Consider the following 19,041-nt stretch of genomic DNA (forward strand, 5'->3'; position numbering starts at 1 on the left):
TTGTAACAGTGTTTGGATTAGATTGACAAGAAATAGATTGTTTCCATTTGTAAAACTACTTATATAAAGGGATTTTGTAACGTTGCCCAATTTGTATCTCGTGAGGTGAACGCTTTTTATTGAGGGTTTCAAAATCTGAAATAACTTGTTCTATTGTGACAGGCAGTGTTCCATCCGTTAAATCTTCTACCATACTAAGTACCGTATCACCCGGCTTTACCTCCATCACTTTATAAGGAATTTGAGTATCCTCTTGCTTTTCTGGGGTGGAATCGACTTCGGCAACCGTTTCACTTGCCGCTGTTACCGATTGTTTTGGAGTAATCATCTCCAATGTTCCTGTACTTAAATCATAATAGACACTATAAAGAAGAATAATAATAGAGATAAATATTACCAACCTTTTCATCGTTTCCTCCTCTATGATTATGGAACTAGGTTATTTACTCTATTCGGCATTTATTCTTTTTTTCCTACAATTTTTAAAATACTTTTAAATGCTACTAAACAAAAAACGGACCAATCTTCAAAGGAGATCAGTCCGTTTTTTAATTTACGCTGCTTTTCTTTTTGGTATTTCTTTAATTGATAAATACAACATAATGCAAATCACAAACCAGTCTAATAGAAATGAGCCTGGAATACCAATTTGAAATAGTCCCATTAGCATCAAGAAAATGGTGGATAATGTAATGCTATACGCAGTAATTCTCCAGCTTTGTCGATATGGTAGTTTTCGATTTAGCATATTGGCTAATAGAAGGCCGATTAATGCGAATATCGTTACTTTTAGGAACAGTGAAGCGGATGTGGTAAGGTAAAGCACGACAATCATTACAGGAATGAAGATATATTTTAAGGATTCTGCTGAGTTAACAAAGTCCAAAATATCTTCATTCGTTACGTTAAGACCGGAAACCATAGAGTAAGGGGAGGATTGTACGCTTCCCGCATTTACAATTACAAATCTGTCCTTTAAGAGGGCAATCATGTTTTCGTTACTATCAAGATCTCCTTCTGTCACAGTACCAGTACTATCAAATAGGAATGTATATTGATCTTTTTCAATTTCAATCGGTTCTTTGTTATCAGAGGATAACTCGCCGTTTTGAATAGTGAAAGAAGGTAAGTCTTCTTTCAGTGATTTTGTTACACCCTCTATTGCATTATTAGTAAAGGAAGTTAAATAATACGATGCGGGTATAATAGAAATAAGCGCTAAAAAGAATAAAAATAAAATTGTCTTGCCAATTCCCTGAAAGCGAAATCTTGAAATGTCTTTGGGTGAATACATACTTTTAAAAAGTTGTTGAAAGATATTCATATGCTATCTCCTTTTGTTTTCGTGAAAATTATTTTGAGTGTCTTATCTACTCTATCATTTTATGCTTCTAATCATATGGTTTTCAAGTGAAAACAAATTATAATAATGATAATTTGTAATAATATTGTAACATTAATGCACTTTTATTAACCAAATGTAAATTTTGAAGAAAAGCTGTTTACTTAATCTGAAAGTTATATTTTAATTGTAGAGGGTTTTGTTGATACATGTCGAAAAAATGTATTAGGGGTTGAAAGAATGGAATTAAATTGGCAAACGATGTTATTTGAGTTTTTTGGAGGCCTTGGAATATTTCTTTTTGGAATAAAGTATATGGGTGATGGCCTTCAAAAGTCTGCCGGAGACCGCTTGCGGGAAATCTTAGATAAATTTACTACCAATCCATTTATGGGTGTACTCGCCGGTATTATTGTCACAGTGTTAATTCAATCTAGTAGTGGTACTACTGTGTTGACTGTAGGACTAGTAAGTGCAGGGTTTATGAATCTGCGTCAAGCTATTGGAATTATTATGGGGGCTAATATCGGTACTACGATTACAGCATTCATCATTGGTATTGATATTGGTGAGTATGCATTACCAGTTATCTTTATTGGTGCGGTACTTATTTTCTTTTTTAAAAACAAAAAGCTTCAAAATTTTGGACAAATTGCATTTGGTTTGGGGACTTTATTCTTTGGGTTAGAACTAATGAGTAGTGGGATGAAACCCCTTCGTGAATTACAGGCTTTTTATGATTTAACAGCAAATATGAGTGAGAATCCAATTTTAGGAGTCGTTATCGGAACGGTTCTTACAGTAATTGTTCAAAGTTCGTCTGCGACAATTGGTATTCTTCAAAGTCTTTATGCTGACGGTTTGATGGATATAAATGCTGCATTGCCTGTTCTTTTCGGTGATAATATCGGAACGACGATTACTGCAGTTTTAGCAGCTATTGGGGCTTCTGTTGCTGCAAGAAGAGCGGCTGCAACTCACGTCTTATTCAATTTAATTGGAACAACAATATTCTTAATTATTTTACCTTTATATGAAAAGTTTGTTTTATTTTTAAAGGATTCTTTGGATTTGAATCCAGAAATGACGATTGCTTTTGCACATGGAACCTTTAACTTAACGAATACAATTATTCAATTTCCATTTATAGCACTACTTGCTGTAGTCGTGACAAAGCTTATTCCTGGTGAAGACGCGATTGTAGACTATAAAACGAAAAATCTAGATCCTATGTTTATTGAGCAATCACCATCCATTGCATTAGGACAGGCAAAAGAAGAAGTTTTGCGGATGGGACAGTTTGCGGTTAAAGGGCTGCAAGAAACAAATGAGTTTTTACAAACAAAAAGCTCAAAGAACGCGGAGACTGCTTATCAAATAGAAGACGCCATAAATAATTTGGATAAAAAAATTACCGGTTATTTAGTGGATATCTCTGCAACATCACTTTCGGAATTTGAATCAGAACGACATTCTGTCCTCATGGATACCGTTCGTGATATTGAAAGAGTTGGAGATCATTTTGAAAATATTCTCGAATTAGTCGAGTACCAACAAGCAAACAAAGTAAAAATAACAGAAGATGCAATGCAAGACTTGCAAGAAATGTTTTTGTTAACAATTGAAACAGTAGAGAAAGCTGTTCAATCATTAGATAATAATGATAAAGACCTTGCAAGAGAAGTAGCAGAAAAAGAAGATTTAATTGATAAAATGGAAAGACAGTTCCGTAAAAAACATATTCTTCGTATAAACGAAGGAAGATGTTCAGGACAAGCAGGAATTGTATTTGTTGATATTATTAGTAATCTTGAGAGAATTGGGGATCATGCTGTTAATATCGCTGAAGCAGTATTAGATGTAGAAGGGTAAAACACTTTCCTTTTCCTGATAATTTCATATAAAATAGGAATAGAGGAATTCTATTCCTATTTTTTTTGCGAAAAATAGGAAAAGAGAAGAATGAAAACTAGGTCATTGAATGCCCTTATTGTATGTATGGAGGAATGAAAATGGAAATTGTTTATTGGACAATAGTCATCGCCCTTATGGTCATTGCTTTTATTGGACTAATCTATCCAATTATACCTAGTGTATTATTTTTGCTCGCAGCATTTATTTTATATGGAGTATTTTTCAGCTTTGCTCCTTTCGGGTGGTTGTTTTGGACGATTCAAGGGTTGTTCGTACTACTACTTTTTGGAGCTGATTATATAACGAACTTAATCGGTGTAAAGAAATACGGAGGAACGAAGGCGGGCATCTGGGGAAGTACAATTGGTTTACTAGTAGGTCCATTTATTATACCGATTTTTGGGATTTTAATCGGCCCCTTTTTAGGAGCTGTAGCCGGAGAGTGGATTGTCCATAAGAAAGATTTTAAAAGCACTCTGAAAGTTGGCCTAGGTTCCGTTATTGGGTTTATTTCGAGTGTGTTTACGAAAGGAATTATTCAGCTGGTAATGATTGTTTACTTTTTCCTTGTTATTTAAAATGAAACTTTCGATAGGTGGAGTGAAGCTAGTGTAAATGCAAGAGAGGGAATAATCGACATAAATGAAAAGTAGATGATACAATACATGTGTCTGAAAAGGAAACTGTGAAAAGTTTTCTTTTCAGTGTAAACCTCTGTAAAGGGAAAATAGTCTAGCTATTGATTACCTACGATAAAAGTGGGTATTCTAAATAAAGTAGAAAAAAACGGGTACCTAATAGGCAAAATATTTGAACGATTATTGCAGTTTTGGTATTCTTAAACTGAACATGAGTCGGTAAAACGATTCAAATTTATTTTACATAGGGAGGAATTTTTAATGGCTTACGAATTACCAAAATTACCTTACGAGTATGATGCATTAGCACCACATATTGACAAAGAAACAATGAATATCCATCACACAAAACATCATAATACGTATGTAACAAAATTAAACGCAGCACTTGAAGGAAACAATGATTTACTATCAAAATCAATTGAAGATTTAGTTTCTAATCTAGACGCAGTTCCAGAAGCTGCACGTACTGCAGTACGCAATAATGGTGGCGGACATGCTAACCACTCCTTATTCTGGACAATCCTTTCTCCAAACGGTGGCGGTGAGCCAACTGGTGAGCTAGCTGAAGCAATTAACAGCAAGTTTGGAAGTCTTGATAAGTTCAAAGAAGAGTTTGCAGCAGCTGCAGCAGGTCGTTTCGGTTCAGGTTGGGCTTGGCTAGTTGTGAACAATGGAGAGCTTGAAGTAACAAGCACACCAAACCAAGACAATCCATTAATGGAAGGCAAAACTCCAGTTCTAGGATTAGATGTTTGGGAACATGCATACTACTTAAACTATCAAAATCGTCGTCCAGACTACATCAACGCATTCTGGAATGTTGTAAACTGGGATGAAGTTTCAAAACGTTTTTCTGCTGCAAAATAATTTTGTTTCTCTAAAGAGAGGTCTTTTTTAAAAAGACCTCTCTTTTCTGTATAACTTCCCTACTCTTTTCAAAAAATAGGAGTACGGTAAAAGGGGAGTTATATATGAGCACCTTTAAAAAGATTTTAGGAGATATTGATCTAACGAGAGATTTAACATTTCTGCTTCTAATTGGCGGCTTATATTCATTAAGTGTCGCACTGTCCAATACATTTGTTAATATCTATTTGTGGAAGCAATCAGGAGAGTTTTTAGATTTAGCGATTTACAATTTGACAGTAGTTGTTTTTCAGCCACTCACATTTATTTTAGCGGGCAGATGGGCAAAAAAAGTGGACCGAGTAATTGTACTCCGAATCGGTGTTATTTTTTTGGCCTTATTTTATATTTCTGTCTTAAGCTTTGGGGAATCTGCGGAAAGTTTCCTAATTGTACTAGGAGCATTGTTGGGAATTGGTTATGGATTTTATTGGCTAGCATTCAACGTTCTTACATTTGAAATAACCGAACCTGAAACAAGAGATTTTTTTAATGGATTTTTAGGAACGTTAACATCAGCCGGTGGAATGATTGGTCCAATTTTAGCAGGTTTTATTATCTCTAGGTTTACCTCTTTCAAAGGTTATTCAATTGTATTTGGTATTTCCTTAACACTTTTTTCACTAGCTGTTGTGATGAGCTTTTTTTTGAAAAGGCGACCTGCTTCAGGGCGGTACTGGTTTATAAGAATAGTTAAAGAGAGAAAGAATAATGCTAATTGGCGGTATATAACAGATGCTCATTTCTTTCAAGGGCTGCGTGAAGGTACATTTGTATTTGTTATCTCCGTCCTTGTTTTTATCAGTACTGAAGGTAGTGAACTTGCCATTGGTACATTTGGTTTGGTTAACTCTGGTATAGCGTTTATAGGGTATACTCTTGCCTCAAGAGTAATTAAAAAGAAATATCGAAAAAGAGCTATTCTTATAGGTGGGTTACTACTATATGCAGCTATTTTGTTACTCGTGTTTGATGTAACTTACACGAAGTTGTTAATTTATGCTGCGACGATTGCAGTGGCATACCCTCTAATGTTGGTCCCCTACAGTTCTATGACATACGATGTGATTGGTAAAGGGTGGAAAGCTGCTGAAATGAGGATTGAGTATATTGTTGTAAAAGAATTATTTTTGAACTTTGGAAGAATCGTATCAATTCTACTTTTTATTGCAAGCATCACTTTATTTAATGAGGAAAACAGTATACCGATACTTTTGTTAATTATAGGTGCGGGTCATACGTTAATCTACTTTTTTATTAGAAAGGTCGAACTACCGCTTTCTTGAAAGGATAGATGTTCTTCAATTCGTAGGGCTAGTTTATTGTAAAAAATAAACTAGCCCTTTTTAGTCTATAAAGTGAAACTTTAATCAATGGAAGGTTCTTCTCCTATTGATTGTTAGTCCTGTTCTATTGTAGGTAAAGCCCTACTTTGTCAGTGGGTGCTTAACCGACAGCACGAACTCGATTAGTTCAACTAAATCTTTGCTAACGCATTGGTAAGTTTTACTTTATCTCCTCAATCGGGCGTTTACGGGCAGTTATCCCTCCACCTACACTTTTTCAATTTCTCTAAGTCTTAAGGCGGTGGTGTACTGCCCGTTAATGGGAGATAAAATAGTAATATATTCCTTCAAGAAAATGCCCTTTGTCATTGTAGAAAAAGAAGAGAAATTTCGATAAAATAAAGGATAGTGGCTAAAGACTATAAGCTTAGATGATTATACACTAGGAAGGGTTGTAGTAATTGAATAAAAAAAAGAAAAAGAAAAAAACGCATGTGCCCATTCGAATGAACTTGTTGTTTTTTGCCGTCTTCCTATTGTTTTCTCTACTTGTTTTAAGGTTAGGAGTTGTCCAAATTGTTAATGGGCAAAGTTATCAGAAAGAGGTAGAAAGAACGGAAGATGTTGTGGTCGATACAGGTGTTCCAAGAGGAAAGATTTATGATCGTTACGGAAACGTGATTGTAGATAATGTTCCGTTAAACGCGATTACTTATACAAGGACACAGTCAACAAAAACAGAAGAAATGATTGATGTAGCTACAAAGCTTGCGAAACTTATTGAAAAAGATACAAAGTCGGTTACGGAACGGGATAAAAAGGACTTCTGGATTTTGAAAAATCCAGAAAAGGCGAAAGAAAAAGTTTCGGAAAAAGAAGCAAAGAAAATTCAAAGTAACGAAGAGCTTTCCGAAGATGAAGCGAATGCTGAAATTTATAAATTACAACTGGAGCGAATTACGAAAGAAGAACTAAATTCGTTAACTAAGCAACAACTTGAAGTATTAGCGATTTATCGTGAATTTTCAAGTGGCTATGCATTAACACCTCAAATAGTAAAGAATGAAGGAGTAACTGCAAAAGAATTTGCGGTTGTAAGTGAGCATTTAGATGAACTTCCAGGTGTCAATACAACAACAGATTGGGAAAGAGCCTATGTGTTTGATGATACATTACGAACTATTTTAGGAAGTGTTTCTTCCTCACGAGAAGGACTTCCTAAAGGAATGGTAGATGAATACCTTGCAAAGGACTATAGTCGTAATGATCGTGTAGGGACAAGTTATGTTGAATATCAATATGAAGATATTTTGCAAGGACATAAAGAGAAAATAAAAAACATTACAAAAAATGGTAGTGTTCTTGAGTCTCAATTAATTCAAGAAGGTCAGCGCGGAAAAGATGTTGTCTTGACCATCGATATGGAATTACAAAAAGCAGTAGAAAAAATTGTAGAAGAAGAACTTGCTAAACAAATAGTTAAATCAGAATCCCCTTACCTAGACCGTGCTTTCTTCATTATGATGGATCCACACACTGGAGAGATTAAAGCACTAGTCGGGAAGAAATATGGTAAAAATAGTGAGACAGGGAAGTATGAAATTCAAGATTATGCTTTAGGAACTTTTACTACCTCTTATGAAGTGGGATCTGCAGCAAAGGGTGCGACTATCTTAACAGGATATATGACGGGAAACTTGTCACCTGGAGAAGTACTAGTGGACGAGCCTTTATATATTAAAGGAACACCAAGGAAGAGCTCATGGTTTAATAAAGGTGGCGCCATGCCAATAACAGACCAATTTGCACTTGAAAAGTCTTCTAACTCTTATATGTGGAAGGTTGCTTTAAGGATAGCAAATAGCCATTATGTTCCGCATGAGTCAATAAGCTATGATCCAGAAGCATTCACAACCTTTAGAAATCATTTTGCACAATTTGGGTTAGGGGTTAAAACGGGAATCGACTTACCGGGTGAATTTTCTGGATACCAAGGTAAAGATGTTCGTCCGGGTTTATTGCTTGACTTAGCAATTGGACAATATGATACGTATACGCCTTTACAGTTAGTGCAGTACGTATCAACAGTAGCGAATGGTGGCTATAGAGTACAGCCGCATATTATGAAAGAAATAAGAGATCCTGTTAATGATAATGAGAATCTTGGACCGATTATTTATGAAAAAAGAACAAATGTCTTAAACAGAATTAATGCTACTCCTGAGCAAATTGAGCATGTTCAAGAGGGATTTTACCGCGTCTTCCATGGCAGTGATGGAACTGCTGCAGATGCATTTGCAAACGCACCGTATAATGCTGCAGGTAAATCAGGAACGGCGGAGGCATTTTATAAAGGTCCTAACATGGAAAAAGCAGCGGAAACATATAACACTACGTTAATAGGGTATGCGCCATACAATAATCCAGAAGTCGCATTTTCTACTGTCGTACCATGGTCACATCAAACGATTGATCCTGCCTTAAACGAATCTATTTCGAGACGAGCGATGGACATGTACTTTGAATTGAAGAAGAAGCGTGCTAAAGAAGGATTAGATAAGTCAGATGTAACGAAAAAAGTTGAAAACGCTGAAGATGCACAAGCGCAGCAAGAGGAAGTCAGACAAGAGAATCAATAGTATGCAAAAACGCCTATTTCGAGAAGAATAGGCGTTTTTTTATTGGCTTAGCAATTTATAAAATACTTGCGTCTAGGAAGCATCTTTATGAAAAAAGACTATGTCTATTAGCTCCGGCGGCAGTAACCATTTCTACAAAAAATATGTCGAATTTACAAACTATTTACAAACAATTAACACCTAGTTAATACCATATTAACACTTACCCCTTAATCTATTACTCGTAGGACAAAACAACCAAATTTCTTAGGGGGAGTTCAGGAATGAAAAGCTTTAAGTTTTTAGCAATGTCAGCAATGATTGGATCAGCACTTATGTTAGGTGCGTGTGGTTCTGATAGTGCAAACGAATCAGCAGAAAATAATAACGGTGGTAATGCAGAAGAAGCTGCACAATTAGAAGGCGATGTAAAAATTGATGGTTCTTCGACTGTAGCACCAATTGCTGAAGCTATTAACGAAGAATATGCTGCAACTCAGCGTGATGTACAAGTTTCAATAGGTGTATCTGGATCGGGCGGAGGATTTGAAAAATTCATCGCAGGAGAAACAGATCTTTCCAATGCATCTCGTCCAATTAAAGAAGAAGAAATAACTGCTTTAGAAGATGCGGATATTGATTTTACTGAGTTTGAAGTAGCTAAAGACGGTCTTTCCATTGTTGTTAACAAAGAAAACGACTGGGCAGAAGATATGACAGTTGAAGACCTTAAGAAATTATGGGTGGAAAATGGCTCCGTTAAAAAATGGTCTGATATTAACCCAGAATGGCCAGAGGAAGAAGTGAAATTTTATTCTCCAGGTACGGATTCTGGTACGTACGATTATTTTAATGAAGTTATTCTTGAAGAAGCGGATATTGTAAAAGAAAACATCACGATGTCTGAGGATGACAATGTTCTTGTTCAAGGTGTTACAGGAGATAAAAATGCTATTGGATTCTTTGGTTATGCTTATTACCTTGCTAATAAAGATGAGTTAAAAGTAGTGAAAATTGGTGGTGTAGAGCCAACTAATGAAACGATTGAGAGCGGAGAATATACTCCATTATCTCGTCCGCTATACGTATATGCAAAAAATTCAGCATTAAAAGAAGACGAAGCAGTATATGACTACATGAAATTCACGCTTGAAAATGCTGGAGAAATGGCTGAGGCTGTGGGGTATGTAAGTCTTCCAGAAGAAAAATATGAAGAACAAATGAAAACATTAGAAGAACTTAAGTAAGTTGTGAGTCTTTGAAAACATAACAGTTGAGAAGCTGAGTGCGTCTCAACTGTTATGCTGATGAAGGGGGTTTATTTTATGGCTTCAAGTTCAACAAAGTCCTATTCTGTTCAGGAAATGATTGAACATAGGTCAAAAAAAGGGTTATCTCATTCGATTGAAAAGGTAATGCCAAGGATTCTATTTGGTATTGCAGGGGTTTCAGTTCTGACAACACTTGGAATTGTATTTACACTGATATTTGAAACATTTACATTTTTCTCAGAAGTTTCATTGTGGAAGTTCCTTACAGGTACTGAATGGTTTCCATTCTCAAGTAATAATCCGACCTTTGGGATACTGCCTTTAATATCTGGAACATTAAAAATTACCGGGATAGCTATAGTTGTCTCTGTTCCTCTTGGTATCGCAGCAGCCATTTATTTGAGTGAGTATGCGACAGACCGCTCAAGAAGAATTATTAAGCCGATATTAGAAGTATTAGCAGGTATTCCTACAATCGTTTATGGATTCTTTGCCATAACATTTGTGACACCTGTACTGAGGGAGTTTATTCCTTCACTGCAAATATTTAATGCACTTAGCCCAGGTATTGTAGTTGGTATCATGATTATTCCTATGATTGCTTCTTTATCTGAAGACGCTCTTGTCTCGGTCCCAAACTCTATCCGTGAAGGGGCACTTGCAATGGGAGCTACTAAGTTTGAAGTATCTATGAAGGTAGTACTTCCTGCAGCAGTGTCCGGCATTGTAGCATCCGTTGTATTGGCTGTATCGCGTGCCATTGGTGAAACAATGATTGTTACAGTGGCAGCAGGTGCAACACCTAATTTAGGGTGGAATGTCACTGAGTCAATCCAAACAATGACAGCGTACATTGTGCAAGTAACTACTGGAGATGCAGGTTTCGGAACACCAATCTACTATAGTATATATGCGGTAGGGTTTACACTGTTTTTATTTACTTTAACGATGAATCTCCTTGCACAATTTATCTCCAAACGCTTTAGAGAGGAGTATTAAGATGCACTATGTAAATCATGATCAGGTGAAAAAGAAAATGGGAGCTAGACTAGTTAAAAATAGTATTTTTAAAGGAATCTTTTTTGCAGCCACCTTATTTGGTCTAGTAGTGTTAGCGGTACTTCTTTATCGGATAATCACTCAAGGAATTGGCTATCTCGATTGGCAGTTTCTACAAAACATGGGGTCAAGGTTCCCCGAAAAGGCTGGAATTAATGCAGCCTTTATCGGTTCCATTTGGTTAATGCTTGTTGTTATTCCCGTTTCCTTTATTCTTGCAGTTGGAACTGCAATTTATTTAGAAGAGTATGCCAGTCAAAATAAAATTAATACCTTTATTAAAATTAATATTTCAAACCTTGCAGGGGTTCCATCTGTTGTTTTTGGTCTTTTAGGTTTGACGATATTCGTTCGTGTTTTTGCCCTTGGTACAAGTGTGTTGGCGGCAGGTTTAACGATGAGCTTATTAATCCTACCAGTCATCATTGTTGCAGCACAGGAAGCAATTCGTTCTGTTCCAAAAGAGCTTCGCGACGCTTCTTATGGAATGGGGGCAACAAAATGGCAGACAATTGTGCGTGTTGTCCTTCCTGCGGCTATACCTGGGATCATCACAGGTAGTATTTTAGCTTTTTCTAGAGCTATTGGAGAAACAGCTCCGCTTGTAGTAGTCGGGGTTCCTACTATACTATTGTTTACGCCGCAATCGTTCATGGATACATTTACAGCCCTACCAATGCAAATATATGATTGGACAAAACGTCCTCAAGAGGCATTCCATGATATTGCAGCCTCTGGAATACTTGTTTTATTAGTATTTCTACTAGTGATGAACTCTATTGCAGTGCTAATTCGTAATAAATTTTCAAAACGTTATTAGTCATCATCTTTTACTAGATGAAGGAGGATTTTAAAATGCAAACAACACTTATAAAAGAAGCAGAATTGAAACAGCAGGCTAACAAGAAGATTGTTAATAAACAACCTGTTTATCAAACCAAACAATTAAATTTATGGTATGGAACAAACCATGCATTAAAAAATATTGACCTGAACATTATGGAAAACGAGGTTACGGCGATTATTGGTCCTTCAGGATGTGGAAAATCCACTTACATTAAGACGCTCAATAGAATGATTGAATTAGTTCCGAGTGTAAAAACTTCTGGTGAAATCATTTACCGTGACCGAAACATTTTCAATAAAAATTATCGTGTTGAAGAATTGCGTACAAAAGTAGGAATGGTGTTCCAAAAACCGAATCCTTTTCCTAAATCAATTTACGACAATATTGCGTATGGTCCAAGAATCCACGGAATTAAAAATAAGAAAATCCTTGATGAAATTGTAGAAAAAAGTTTGCGTGGTGCTGCAATTTGGGATGAGGTAAAGGATCGTTTAAATGAAAATGCTTATGGACTGTCTGGAGGGCAGCAACAACGTATTTGTATTGCACGTTGTCTTGCAATTGAACCGGATGTAATCCTTATGGATGAACCAACATCTGCATTAGATCCTATTTCAACCCTTAAAGTAGAAGAGCTTGTTCAAGAATTGAAGTCTGATTATAGCATCATTATTGTAACGCACAACATGCAGCAAGCAGCTCGTATTTCTGATCGTACTGCATTCTTTCTAAATGGGGAAGTAATCGAATTTGATGAGACAAATAGGATCTTCTCAACACCAGAAGACAAGCGTACGGAAGATTATATTTCTGGCCGGTTTGGATAAATATCACTGTAAGTGAGGGTTCGGTTGTTTGGTGTGCTGAATCCTCCTTTTTAGATACGAATTGATAATTTGCGTAATCGCAGAAAGGGGTATTTGTATGTCAGTAAGAGGTCAATTTGATACAAATTTAAATGAGTTACAAGCTAAATTAATGGACCTTGGTAATTTTGCTGTAAATGCACTTGAGATGAGTATTAAGGCCTTGGAAGAGAAAGATATTGATACATGTTTAGAAATAATGGAAGATGATCAACAGGCGGATATCTTAGAAGAAGAAATTAATGATCTCGCAATCCTTCTTATTGCTAAACAACAACCAGTTGCGACCGATCTAAGAAGAATAATTGTTGCAATAAAAGTAGCATCTGATCTAGAACGAATAGCTGATTTTGCTGTGAATGTAGCAAAATCCACAATTCGAATCGGTGATGAACCACTTATAAAACCCATTCACCACATTAAAAAAATGTACGGCCTAACCGCTGAAATGATTAAGATTACATTGGAGTCCTATGTAGAAGAAGATATTGTAAAAGCTAAACAAATAGCTGCTATTGATGATCAGGTTGACGATCTTTATGGAGAAACAATTGTAGAATTGTTAGAGTTAAATAAAGAAAAGCCAGAATTCACATCTCAAATTACGCAGTTATCTTTTATTTGTCGTTATTTAGAAAGAGCAGCTGATCACACAACGAATGTTGCTGAAGGTATTTTCTATCTAGTAAAAGGCCGACGGTACGATTTAAATACGTAACTTTATTAGTCTATATAAAATGAAAGGCCCGAACTCGGGGCCTTTCATTTATTTTTCTGTAATAATATCTGCTATTTCTTTGAAATTCATTGTAGAATTGATTACATATTGACCAACTTGAATTTTATCTGCATATCCCTCTTGCATTAAAAAGTTTTCAAATTCATTTTTGTTTTTAATAATATTTGTGTTGGTGAGTTTTTCGGAAATATCTTGTGACTTCATTCCTGGTTCGACTTCTAGAGTTATTTCCAGAGTTGCTTTTGCCTCTTGTTGTTTAGTCTTCTTTTTTACTGCATTATTCTTAGCATTACTTTGCCGAGTTATTTCCTTTTCTAACGAGTTGATTTTCTCTTCCTTCTGCTTCAGCTCATCTTTTTGAATAATGATAAAGTCTTCTTTTACTATTTCCGTCAATTTCACGTTTTCTTGAAATAAAATAATAAAAATCAAGGTGACAATCACACTAAACAAAATTCCTGCTGAGAAGGCTCTTATTGTTTGTTTATTCATGAACGACTGCTCCTTTTTGTAACTCTCTGGATTATGGAAGTTTCACTTTATCCCGCCCTTACTGACGGTAAGTCCTCATTTTGCGGACACCGTCAGTAAGAGCCCGATTGGTTAAACTAACTATCAGTGGGGAAGTCGCCACGGATGGAAGTTTCACCTTATAGATTTGAGATGATTTGCAATACTTCACTTTTTGAAAGAGCAGATTGTTTGGCAATTTGTTCGACTGCAATTCCTTGGTTATAAAGTGCAATCACTTGATTTTTCACTACTTCATGAATTTTTGCCGTTTGCTTCACTTTAGGAAATGGTTGTTGCCCATTTAGCATTAATTCTTCTTCGAGTACCTTCATTCTCTTTTTTAACTGGTAATTTTCTTGAAGGTAATTCATCGATACATCCTCAATTTCTTTTTCTAAATATTTATATCTATCCTTCAAGAAGAAAGAAACGATAAATAGGAAGATAGAGAGAGAAAGTAATCCGATAATTATATAATTCATTTACATGTTCACCTCTTAACGTTACTTCATTCCTTCATTTTCCACGATAATAACTAGAAGTTCCCTCACCTTTTAAAGAAATGCCGTATTTTTATTTATAGCACACCTAAATTAGATTCTCTACATCATCATGATGAAAAAAGCATTTTTTGTAGTTATTCCTGTTCCTTTGTCGAAAGCGCAGGTGTTTTATAAGGGGAAGGGGGTCGATTTATCTTTATAAATCTGATTGGAAAGTTTTTTGGGAAGTTTTTTTCTATGATGATTATAGGTTTTATGAAGTTATACAATAACCGACAAAATGCGTTTATTGTAGGATTCATGGAGCGATGTTACGATAAATTAAACGGTTATTTGTCATAAACTAATAGTTCCATTCATATATTTACTATTTAAGACATGGAGGAGTAGCGATGATTTCTGAAATCATGGATTTAAGAGAAAAAGGACTATCTTTTCGAAAAATAGCCAAACAGCTCGGAACTACTGTAGGAAAAGTTCAATACCAATGGGTGAAATACCAAAAAGAATTAGATAGACAGCAGACAGAAAAAAGGAAAAAGAGGAAGAAACGGGTGGGGAAAAGTATAGTATCAAAAACGCCTATAGAGATACAAAAAAATGAGGTTTTTTTAATCTATTCAAGTCCAACACGTGTTTTTTGTTATTGGGAAATAGATAAAAGTTGGTATGCAAGGCTTTTGAAAAGTTTTGATTTACATCAGGAAAGTAACCTTCCAAAAGTGCTTCGATTATATGATATTACCTCTATTTCATTCAATGGCCATAATCAGCATCACTATTTTGACAGTTATATTCCAGAGACAGTACAAGAATGGTTTTTATCAGGTTTAAGGGAAAATAGAGCGTATTGTGTTGACCTCGGTATCAAACTTCCTTCGGGAAAGTTTATTGCTCTTTCACGTTCTAATGTTATCCATACTCCGAGAACTTCTTTTAGCCAAGAGTGTCACAGTTTGCGGGAATTAAGAGACTACGAGCGAGGGGACATCAAGGAACCAAAATGGGTAGAACATGTTAGTACATATTCTTATTATGTAACAAAAGAGGAGGGGAAATGATATGAAGCAAACAATGCTTCTCCATCCGCATTTTAATAGGGTCAGTTACGGTCAATTACAATTAGCACATTCAGGTGACTACCTAGAAGGAATTATTTATGAACAGCTAAGTTTATTGTCCCTAGTGGAATCTAATCAAAAGTCACGGGTTTTGATTGTTTTAAACCCGATGTGGTTAGAAATCGTTAGGGATGAAGAATTTAAAAAGAAAGTAGAAACTTTAATGAAAGGAAAGTTAAATAGTAATAGCGAACAAGAGAAATGGCAAAAACTATTTACACTTTGGTTAAAATGGGAAGGAAATCTTTTAAATGCTTTTAATCATTACCTCAAAGAAAAGAAAGTGGAATTTATTCCAACAACCGTAAATGATTTTCCTTTAACACATTATAAAACTTCGACAGGTATAGAGAGTCAAATTAGATTATCAGTAAACTTATTTTATCACTATTTTAATGAAAAACCGACTGGATTTTGGTTACCCCAGGCAGCTTATCTTCCTGGTATTGATCTCTTTTTAAAACAACAAGGAATACAGTTTACCTTTATTTCCTACTCTTCATTTTTATATAGTGAAAAGGAAGAAGGAGACTGTCCGACGATTAGGAGTCCACGTGGTGTAAAGCTACTTCCTGTTAAAGAAACAAGCTGGAATCAATGGGAGCAAGAGAAAGAAAACTGTGTATTGGTGTTAAAAGATCTGAATTTAGAAGAGATTGCATCTTTGAAAAACGTTCCTTACAACGATTTAGCACAATGGATTGAATCATCGTCAGCATTATCGAGGGTAGGGTTCGGATATTTAGGTATGGAAGAGCATCAGCCGATTGTACCCGATTCAATTCTTAAGAAAATAAAAACCATTCATGATACGGAAGAGAAACTGGAGAAAATAATGAATGATGGAATAGATGACAATTATCTATTTTATCAATTACTAAGAGAATGGATTTATTTTATCCAGGACCCAGAAGAAGGTTCATCATATCTTGACTCATTTGCGTTTTTAAATAATTTACAACAGAAACAGAAGTCCGATTCTCACTATATTTCTCATAGAAGCCAACAAGCCTCCTTTCCGAAAAATACCCTTTTAGATAAGCTTTTCTTTCCAAGTGATGAAAACAATACAGTGGAAGAAAGGGAAGAAGGTGTATTAATTCTTTCTTGGGAGTACCCACCTAATATTGTCGGCGGTCTTTCTAGACATGTGTATGATCTAGCTAATACCCTTGTGAAAAAAGGAAAAAGAGTTCATATATTAACAACAAGAACGAATGAAACAATGGCTTATGAGAAGTTAGAAGGTGTACATGTGCACCGTGTAAACCCACTACACCCTTACGAAGAAGACTTCTTTCAATGGGTATTAGATTTGAATCAGGCATATATACAAAAAGTACATAAAATGATGAAAGATGAAAATATTTCATTAATACACGCTCACGATTGGATTGTTTCTATTTCCGCAAAGACATTGAAGGATTTCTACCAAGTACCGCTAGTTACTACTATTCATGCAACAGAGCATGGAAGGAATCAAGGGATTTATACAGAACTTCAACAAAGGATTCATGATGAAGAACAATCATTAATATTAGCTTCAGATCAAATAATCGTATGCAGTGAGCATATGAAAGAAGAAGTAGAGCGGCTTTTTATTTCGAGTGCTCCTATTATTGTAATACCGAATGGAGTGGAGATTGAGAAACTGCTTGAACATAAGTCTAGAACAATCGAAATAGAACATGTAAACAAACCCTATTTCTTTTCAATTGGAAGAATGGTACATGAGAAAGGGTTTGAAACAATTATTAATGCTGCGGCCAATCTAAGAGAGGAGCTATGTGATGTTCAATTTATTATTGCTGGAAAGGGTCCAATGTTAGAGTATTATCGCCAAATGGTAAAAGAAAAAGAACTCGATGACAGTGTCTCTTTTATTGGTTACATTTCGGATGAAGAGCGAAATGAATATATGAATCAATGTAGAGCAGCTATTTTCCCAAGTCTTTATGAACCATTCGGAATCGTTGCTCTTGAAGCGATGGCATTTCAAAAAGCGGTAGTTGCCTCAGAAACGGGAGGACTAAAATCTGTAGTGAAGCATGGATATACCGGCTTATTATTTAAACCAAATCAACCTAGAAGTTTAGAAGAGCAAGTGCTTCAATTATTAGAAGATGAGGAGCTTTCAAAACGTTTAGGTGAAAAGGGATTTCACCTTGCGAAATCCATGTTTGGCTGGGATAGGATAGCGGAACAAACGATACATGTTTATGATGATCTTTTATTAAATAAAAAGGTTGGAGGAATGAGGGGATGAAAGCAGTCATTTTAGCTGGAGGGGAAGGGAAACGGTTAAGACCCTATACGCTATCGATTGCTAAACCAATGGTTCCGATTTTGAACAAGCCAATTATGGAGTATAGCATTAATTTATTGAAGTCCTATGGCATTAAAGATATCTTTGTCACAACTTGTTACAAAAGAGAATCTATCAAAAAATATTTCCGAAATGGAAATAATTTTGGGGTAAACATTACGTATCTTGACGAAAAAGAACCACTTGGAACAGCTGGTGGAATTTTTTTAGCGAAGGGTCTCTTAAATGAACCTTTTATTGTATTGAGTGGAGATACATTTACAAATATTGATATTGATAAAGTGATCAAATTTCATTTGAAGCGTCAATCATTACTAACATTGGTTTCAAAAGAAGTTGAAAATCCCAAGCAATTTGGTGTATGTTTTACTGATTATAATCGGAAGTTAATTGATTTCGTCGAGAAACCAGAGAGGTGGATTGGGAACGAAATAAATACAGGTATTTATATAGTCGATCCACTTCTATTTCATAAATACCCTTCTGAGGGAGTTGTTGATTTTAGTAAAGACTTGTTCCCACAACTTATTGAAAATAACGAAAATGTGTATGTTTTTAAAACGGATGCCTACTGGCGAGATATAGGAAATCCTGATCAGTATAAAAAGGCACGGGAAGACCTTCTAAAAGGGCGATATGATTCCGTAAATAAGCAATTTACAAAAAGGTATGAGTTAGAAAAGGAGTTACTCAACAAATTTATTACGAGATTGCAGGTAGCATGCCCACATCAATTGAAACCTCATATTCTTGCTAAATTAAATGAAGCAGAAGGAAACCAATCTCCTACGCCTTTAGAAGAAGTACGAATCAATCACTATAACGGAGGTTGGACAAAAATTATAAATGACCCAGAGCATGGGTTTATCATTTATTCAAGGGCGGAAAGAAGAAATCTCTCCAAAGAGTTGGCGCAGTATTATGGTAAGAAAATAAAAAAATGGCAAAAGGTGTAGAGGGCATGCAAACTAAAATAGTGTTTTCAAAATAGCAACCAGCTACATCGTTTTTATGCATGTTACAAAGGGGAAGTATTAAAATTAAATGATACAATGAAAAACGGACTAGCATTCTTTTAAGAAAAGTGAT

The 19,041-nt window shown here is 35.5% G+C and carries 17 protein-coding genes; 13 read left to right on the top strand and 4 right to left on the bottom strand.

Going from position 1 to position 19,041, the window contains the following annotated elements; genetic code table 11:
• Positions 1-55 precede the first annotated feature (55 nt).
• Both ACFSUL_RS04335 and ACFSUL_RS04340 read right to left on the bottom strand, forming a co-directional pair.
• Positions 56-409 carry a hypothetical protein gene (locus tag ACFSUL_RS04335; RefSeq protein WP_377933029.1) on the bottom strand — a complete coding sequence of 118 codons (354 nt, stop codon included), beginning with the start codon at positions 407-409 and terminating at the stop codon, positions 56-58.
• 144 nt (positions 410-553) lie between these two features.
• On the bottom strand, positions 554-1,324 hold the full coding sequence (locus tag ACFSUL_RS04340) for a DUF1189 domain-containing protein (protein ID WP_377933031.1): 771 nt from the start codon (positions 1,322-1,324) through the stop codon (positions 554-556).
• A 258-nt stretch (positions 1,325-1,582) separates the two neighbouring features.
• Between ACFSUL_RS04340 and ACFSUL_RS04345 the strand changes: the two genes are divergently transcribed.
• The 10 genes from ACFSUL_RS04345 (at position 1,583) to phoU (ending at position 13,468) form a co-directional block, all read left to right on the top strand.
• Positions 1,583-3,214: a Na/Pi cotransporter family protein gene (locus ACFSUL_RS04345; RefSeq protein WP_377933033.1), complete on the top strand. Its 1,632-nt coding sequence runs from the start codon at positions 1,583-1,585 to the stop codon at positions 3,212-3,214.
• A gap of 140 nt (positions 3,215-3,354) precedes the next feature.
• Positions 3,355-3,834 carry a DUF456 domain-containing protein gene (locus ACFSUL_RS04350; RefSeq protein ID WP_377933035.1) on the top strand — a complete coding sequence of 160 codons (480 nt, stop codon included), beginning with the start codon at positions 3,355-3,357 and terminating at the stop codon, positions 3,832-3,834.
• 321 nt (positions 3,835-4,155) lie between these two features.
• A complete protein-coding gene (gene sodA / locus ACFSUL_RS04355; RefSeq protein WP_377933037.1) occupies positions 4,156-4,764 on the top strand; it encodes a superoxide dismutase SodA in 609 nt (202 codons plus the stop codon).
• Between the two features lie 104 nt (positions 4,765-4,868).
• Positions 4,869-6,089, top strand: a complete 1,221-nt coding sequence (locus ACFSUL_RS04360) for an MFS transporter (RefSeq protein WP_377933039.1) — start codon at positions 4,869-4,871, stop codon at positions 6,087-6,089.
• A 506-nt stretch (positions 6,090-6,595) separates the two neighbouring features.
• Complete coding sequence (locus ACFSUL_RS04365; protein ID WP_377933098.1) at positions 6,596-8,728, top strand: peptidoglycan D,D-transpeptidase FtsI family protein; 2,133 nt, start codon at positions 6,596-6,598, stop codon at positions 8,726-8,728.
• 263 nt (positions 8,729-8,991) lie between these two features.
• On the top strand, positions 8,992-9,954 hold the full coding sequence (locus tag ACFSUL_RS04370) for a PstS family phosphate ABC transporter substrate-binding protein (protein ID WP_377933041.1): 963 nt from the start codon (positions 8,992-8,994) through the stop codon (positions 9,952-9,954).
• 78 nt (positions 9,955-10,032) lie between these two features.
• On the top strand, positions 10,033-10,977 hold the full coding sequence (gene pstC / locus ACFSUL_RS04375) for a phosphate ABC transporter permease subunit PstC (RefSeq protein ID WP_377933043.1): 945 nt from the start codon (positions 10,033-10,035) through the stop codon (positions 10,975-10,977).
• Position 10,978: 1 nt separating this feature from the next.
• Positions 10,979-11,857: a phosphate ABC transporter permease PstA gene (gene pstA, locus ACFSUL_RS04380; protein ID WP_377933045.1), complete on the top strand. Its 879-nt coding sequence runs from the start codon at positions 10,979-10,981 to the stop codon at positions 11,855-11,857.
• A 35-nt stretch (positions 11,858-11,892) separates the two neighbouring features.
• Positions 11,893-12,711 carry a phosphate ABC transporter ATP-binding protein PstB gene (gene pstB / locus ACFSUL_RS04385; protein ID WP_377933047.1) on the top strand — a complete coding sequence of 273 codons (819 nt, stop codon included), beginning with the start codon at positions 11,893-11,895 and terminating at the stop codon, positions 12,709-12,711.
• A 97-nt stretch (positions 12,712-12,808) separates the two neighbouring features.
• On the top strand, positions 12,809-13,468 hold the full coding sequence (phoU, locus tag ACFSUL_RS04390) for a phosphate signaling complex protein PhoU (RefSeq protein WP_377933049.1): 660 nt from the start codon (positions 12,809-12,811) through the stop codon (positions 13,466-13,468).
• 48 nt (positions 13,469-13,516) lie between these two features.
• Here phoU and ACFSUL_RS04395 read toward each other — a convergent pair whose 3' ends face one another.
• Positions 13,517-13,981, bottom strand: a complete 465-nt coding sequence (locus tag ACFSUL_RS04395) for a hypothetical protein (protein WP_377933051.1) — start codon at positions 13,979-13,981, stop codon at positions 13,517-13,519.
• A 158-nt stretch (positions 13,982-14,139) separates the two neighbouring features.
• Positions 14,140-14,484 carry a helix-turn-helix domain-containing protein gene (locus ACFSUL_RS04400; RefSeq protein WP_377933053.1) on the bottom strand — a complete coding sequence of 115 codons (345 nt, stop codon included), beginning with the start codon at positions 14,482-14,484 and terminating at the stop codon, positions 14,140-14,142.
• Positions 14,485-14,897: 413 nt separating this feature from the next.
• On the opposite strand from ACFSUL_RS04400, the gene ACFSUL_RS04405 reads away from it, so the two are divergent.
• The 3 genes from ACFSUL_RS04405 to ACFSUL_RS04415 are packed head-to-tail and all read left to right on the top strand — an operon-like array spanning position 14,898 to position 18,908.
• A complete protein-coding gene (locus ACFSUL_RS04405) occupies positions 14,898-15,566 on the top strand; it encodes a DUF4912 domain-containing protein (RefSeq protein WP_377933055.1) in 669 nt (222 codons plus the stop codon).
• Between the two features lies 1 nt (position 15,567).
• Positions 15,568-17,892 (top strand): glycosyltransferase, encoded by a 2,325-nt coding sequence (locus ACFSUL_RS04410; RefSeq protein ID WP_377933057.1) that lies wholly within the window; start codon positions 15,568-15,570, stop codon positions 17,890-17,892.
• Positions 17,889-18,908, top strand: a complete 1,020-nt coding sequence (locus ACFSUL_RS04415) for a nucleotidyltransferase family protein (protein ID WP_377933059.1) — start codon at positions 17,889-17,891, stop codon at positions 18,906-18,908. Before ACFSUL_RS04410 ends, ACFSUL_RS04415 begins: the two co-directional genes overlap by 4 nt.
• The last annotated feature ends 133 nt before the right edge of the window (positions 18,909-19,041 follow it).

The organism is Bacillus seohaeanensis (genome assembly GCF_042684945.1).
Taxonomy (GTDB): domain Bacteria; phylum Bacillota; class Bacilli; order Bacillales; family Bacillaceae_B; genus Rossellomorea; species Rossellomorea seohaeanensis.

Excerpts from the sequence above, each read along its gene's own strand:
- ACFSUL_RS04335 (WP_377933029.1), bottom strand. The coding sequence starts at position 409 with ATGAAAAGGTTGGTAATATTTATCTCTATTATTATTCTTCTTTATAGT.
- ACFSUL_RS04340 (WP_377933031.1), bottom strand. The coding sequence starts at position 1,324 with ATGAATATCTTTCAACAACTTTTTAAAAGTATGTATTCACCCAAAGAC.
- ACFSUL_RS04345 (WP_377933033.1), top strand. The coding sequence starts at position 1,583 with ATGGAATTAAATTGGCAAACGATGTTATTTGAGTTTTTTGGAGGCCTT.
- ACFSUL_RS04350 (WP_377933035.1), top strand. The coding sequence starts at position 3,355 with ATGGAAATTGTTTATTGGACAATAGTCATCGCCCTTATGGTCATTGCT.
- sodA (WP_377933037.1), top strand. The coding sequence starts at position 4,156 with ATGGCTTACGAATTACCAAAATTACCTTACGAGTATGATGCATTAGCA.
- ACFSUL_RS04360 (WP_377933039.1), top strand. The coding sequence starts at position 4,869 with ATGAGCACCTTTAAAAAGATTTTAGGAGATATTGATCTAACGAGAGAT.
- ACFSUL_RS04365 (WP_377933098.1), top strand. The coding sequence starts at position 6,596 with ATGAACTTGTTGTTTTTTGCCGTCTTCCTATTGTTTTCTCTACTTGTT.
- ACFSUL_RS04370 (WP_377933041.1), top strand. The coding sequence starts at position 8,992 with ATGAAAAGCTTTAAGTTTTTAGCAATGTCAGCAATGATTGGATCAGCA.
- pstC (WP_377933043.1), top strand. The coding sequence starts at position 10,033 with ATGGCTTCAAGTTCAACAAAGTCCTATTCTGTTCAGGAAATGATTGAA.
- pstA (WP_377933045.1), top strand. The coding sequence starts at position 10,979 with ATGCACTATGTAAATCATGATCAGGTGAAAAAGAAAATGGGAGCTAGA.
- pstB (WP_377933047.1), top strand. The coding sequence starts at position 11,893 with ATGCAAACAACACTTATAAAAGAAGCAGAATTGAAACAGCAGGCTAAC.
- phoU (WP_377933049.1), top strand. The coding sequence starts at position 12,809 with ATGTCAGTAAGAGGTCAATTTGATACAAATTTAAATGAGTTACAAGCT.
- ACFSUL_RS04395 (WP_377933051.1), bottom strand. The coding sequence starts at position 13,981 with ATGAATAAACAAACAATAAGAGCCTTCTCAGCAGGAATTTTGTTTAGT.
- ACFSUL_RS04400 (WP_377933053.1), bottom strand. The coding sequence starts at position 14,484 with ATGAATTATATAATTATCGGATTACTTTCTCTCTCTATCTTCCTATTT.
- ACFSUL_RS04405 (WP_377933055.1), top strand. The coding sequence starts at position 14,898 with ATGATTTCTGAAATCATGGATTTAAGAGAAAAAGGACTATCTTTTCGA.
- ACFSUL_RS04410 (WP_377933057.1), top strand. The coding sequence starts at position 15,568 with ATGAAGCAAACAATGCTTCTCCATCCGCATTTTAATAGGGTCAGTTAC.
- ACFSUL_RS04415 (WP_377933059.1), top strand. The coding sequence starts at position 17,889 with ATGAAAGCAGTCATTTTAGCTGGAGGGGAAGGGAAACGGTTAAGACCC.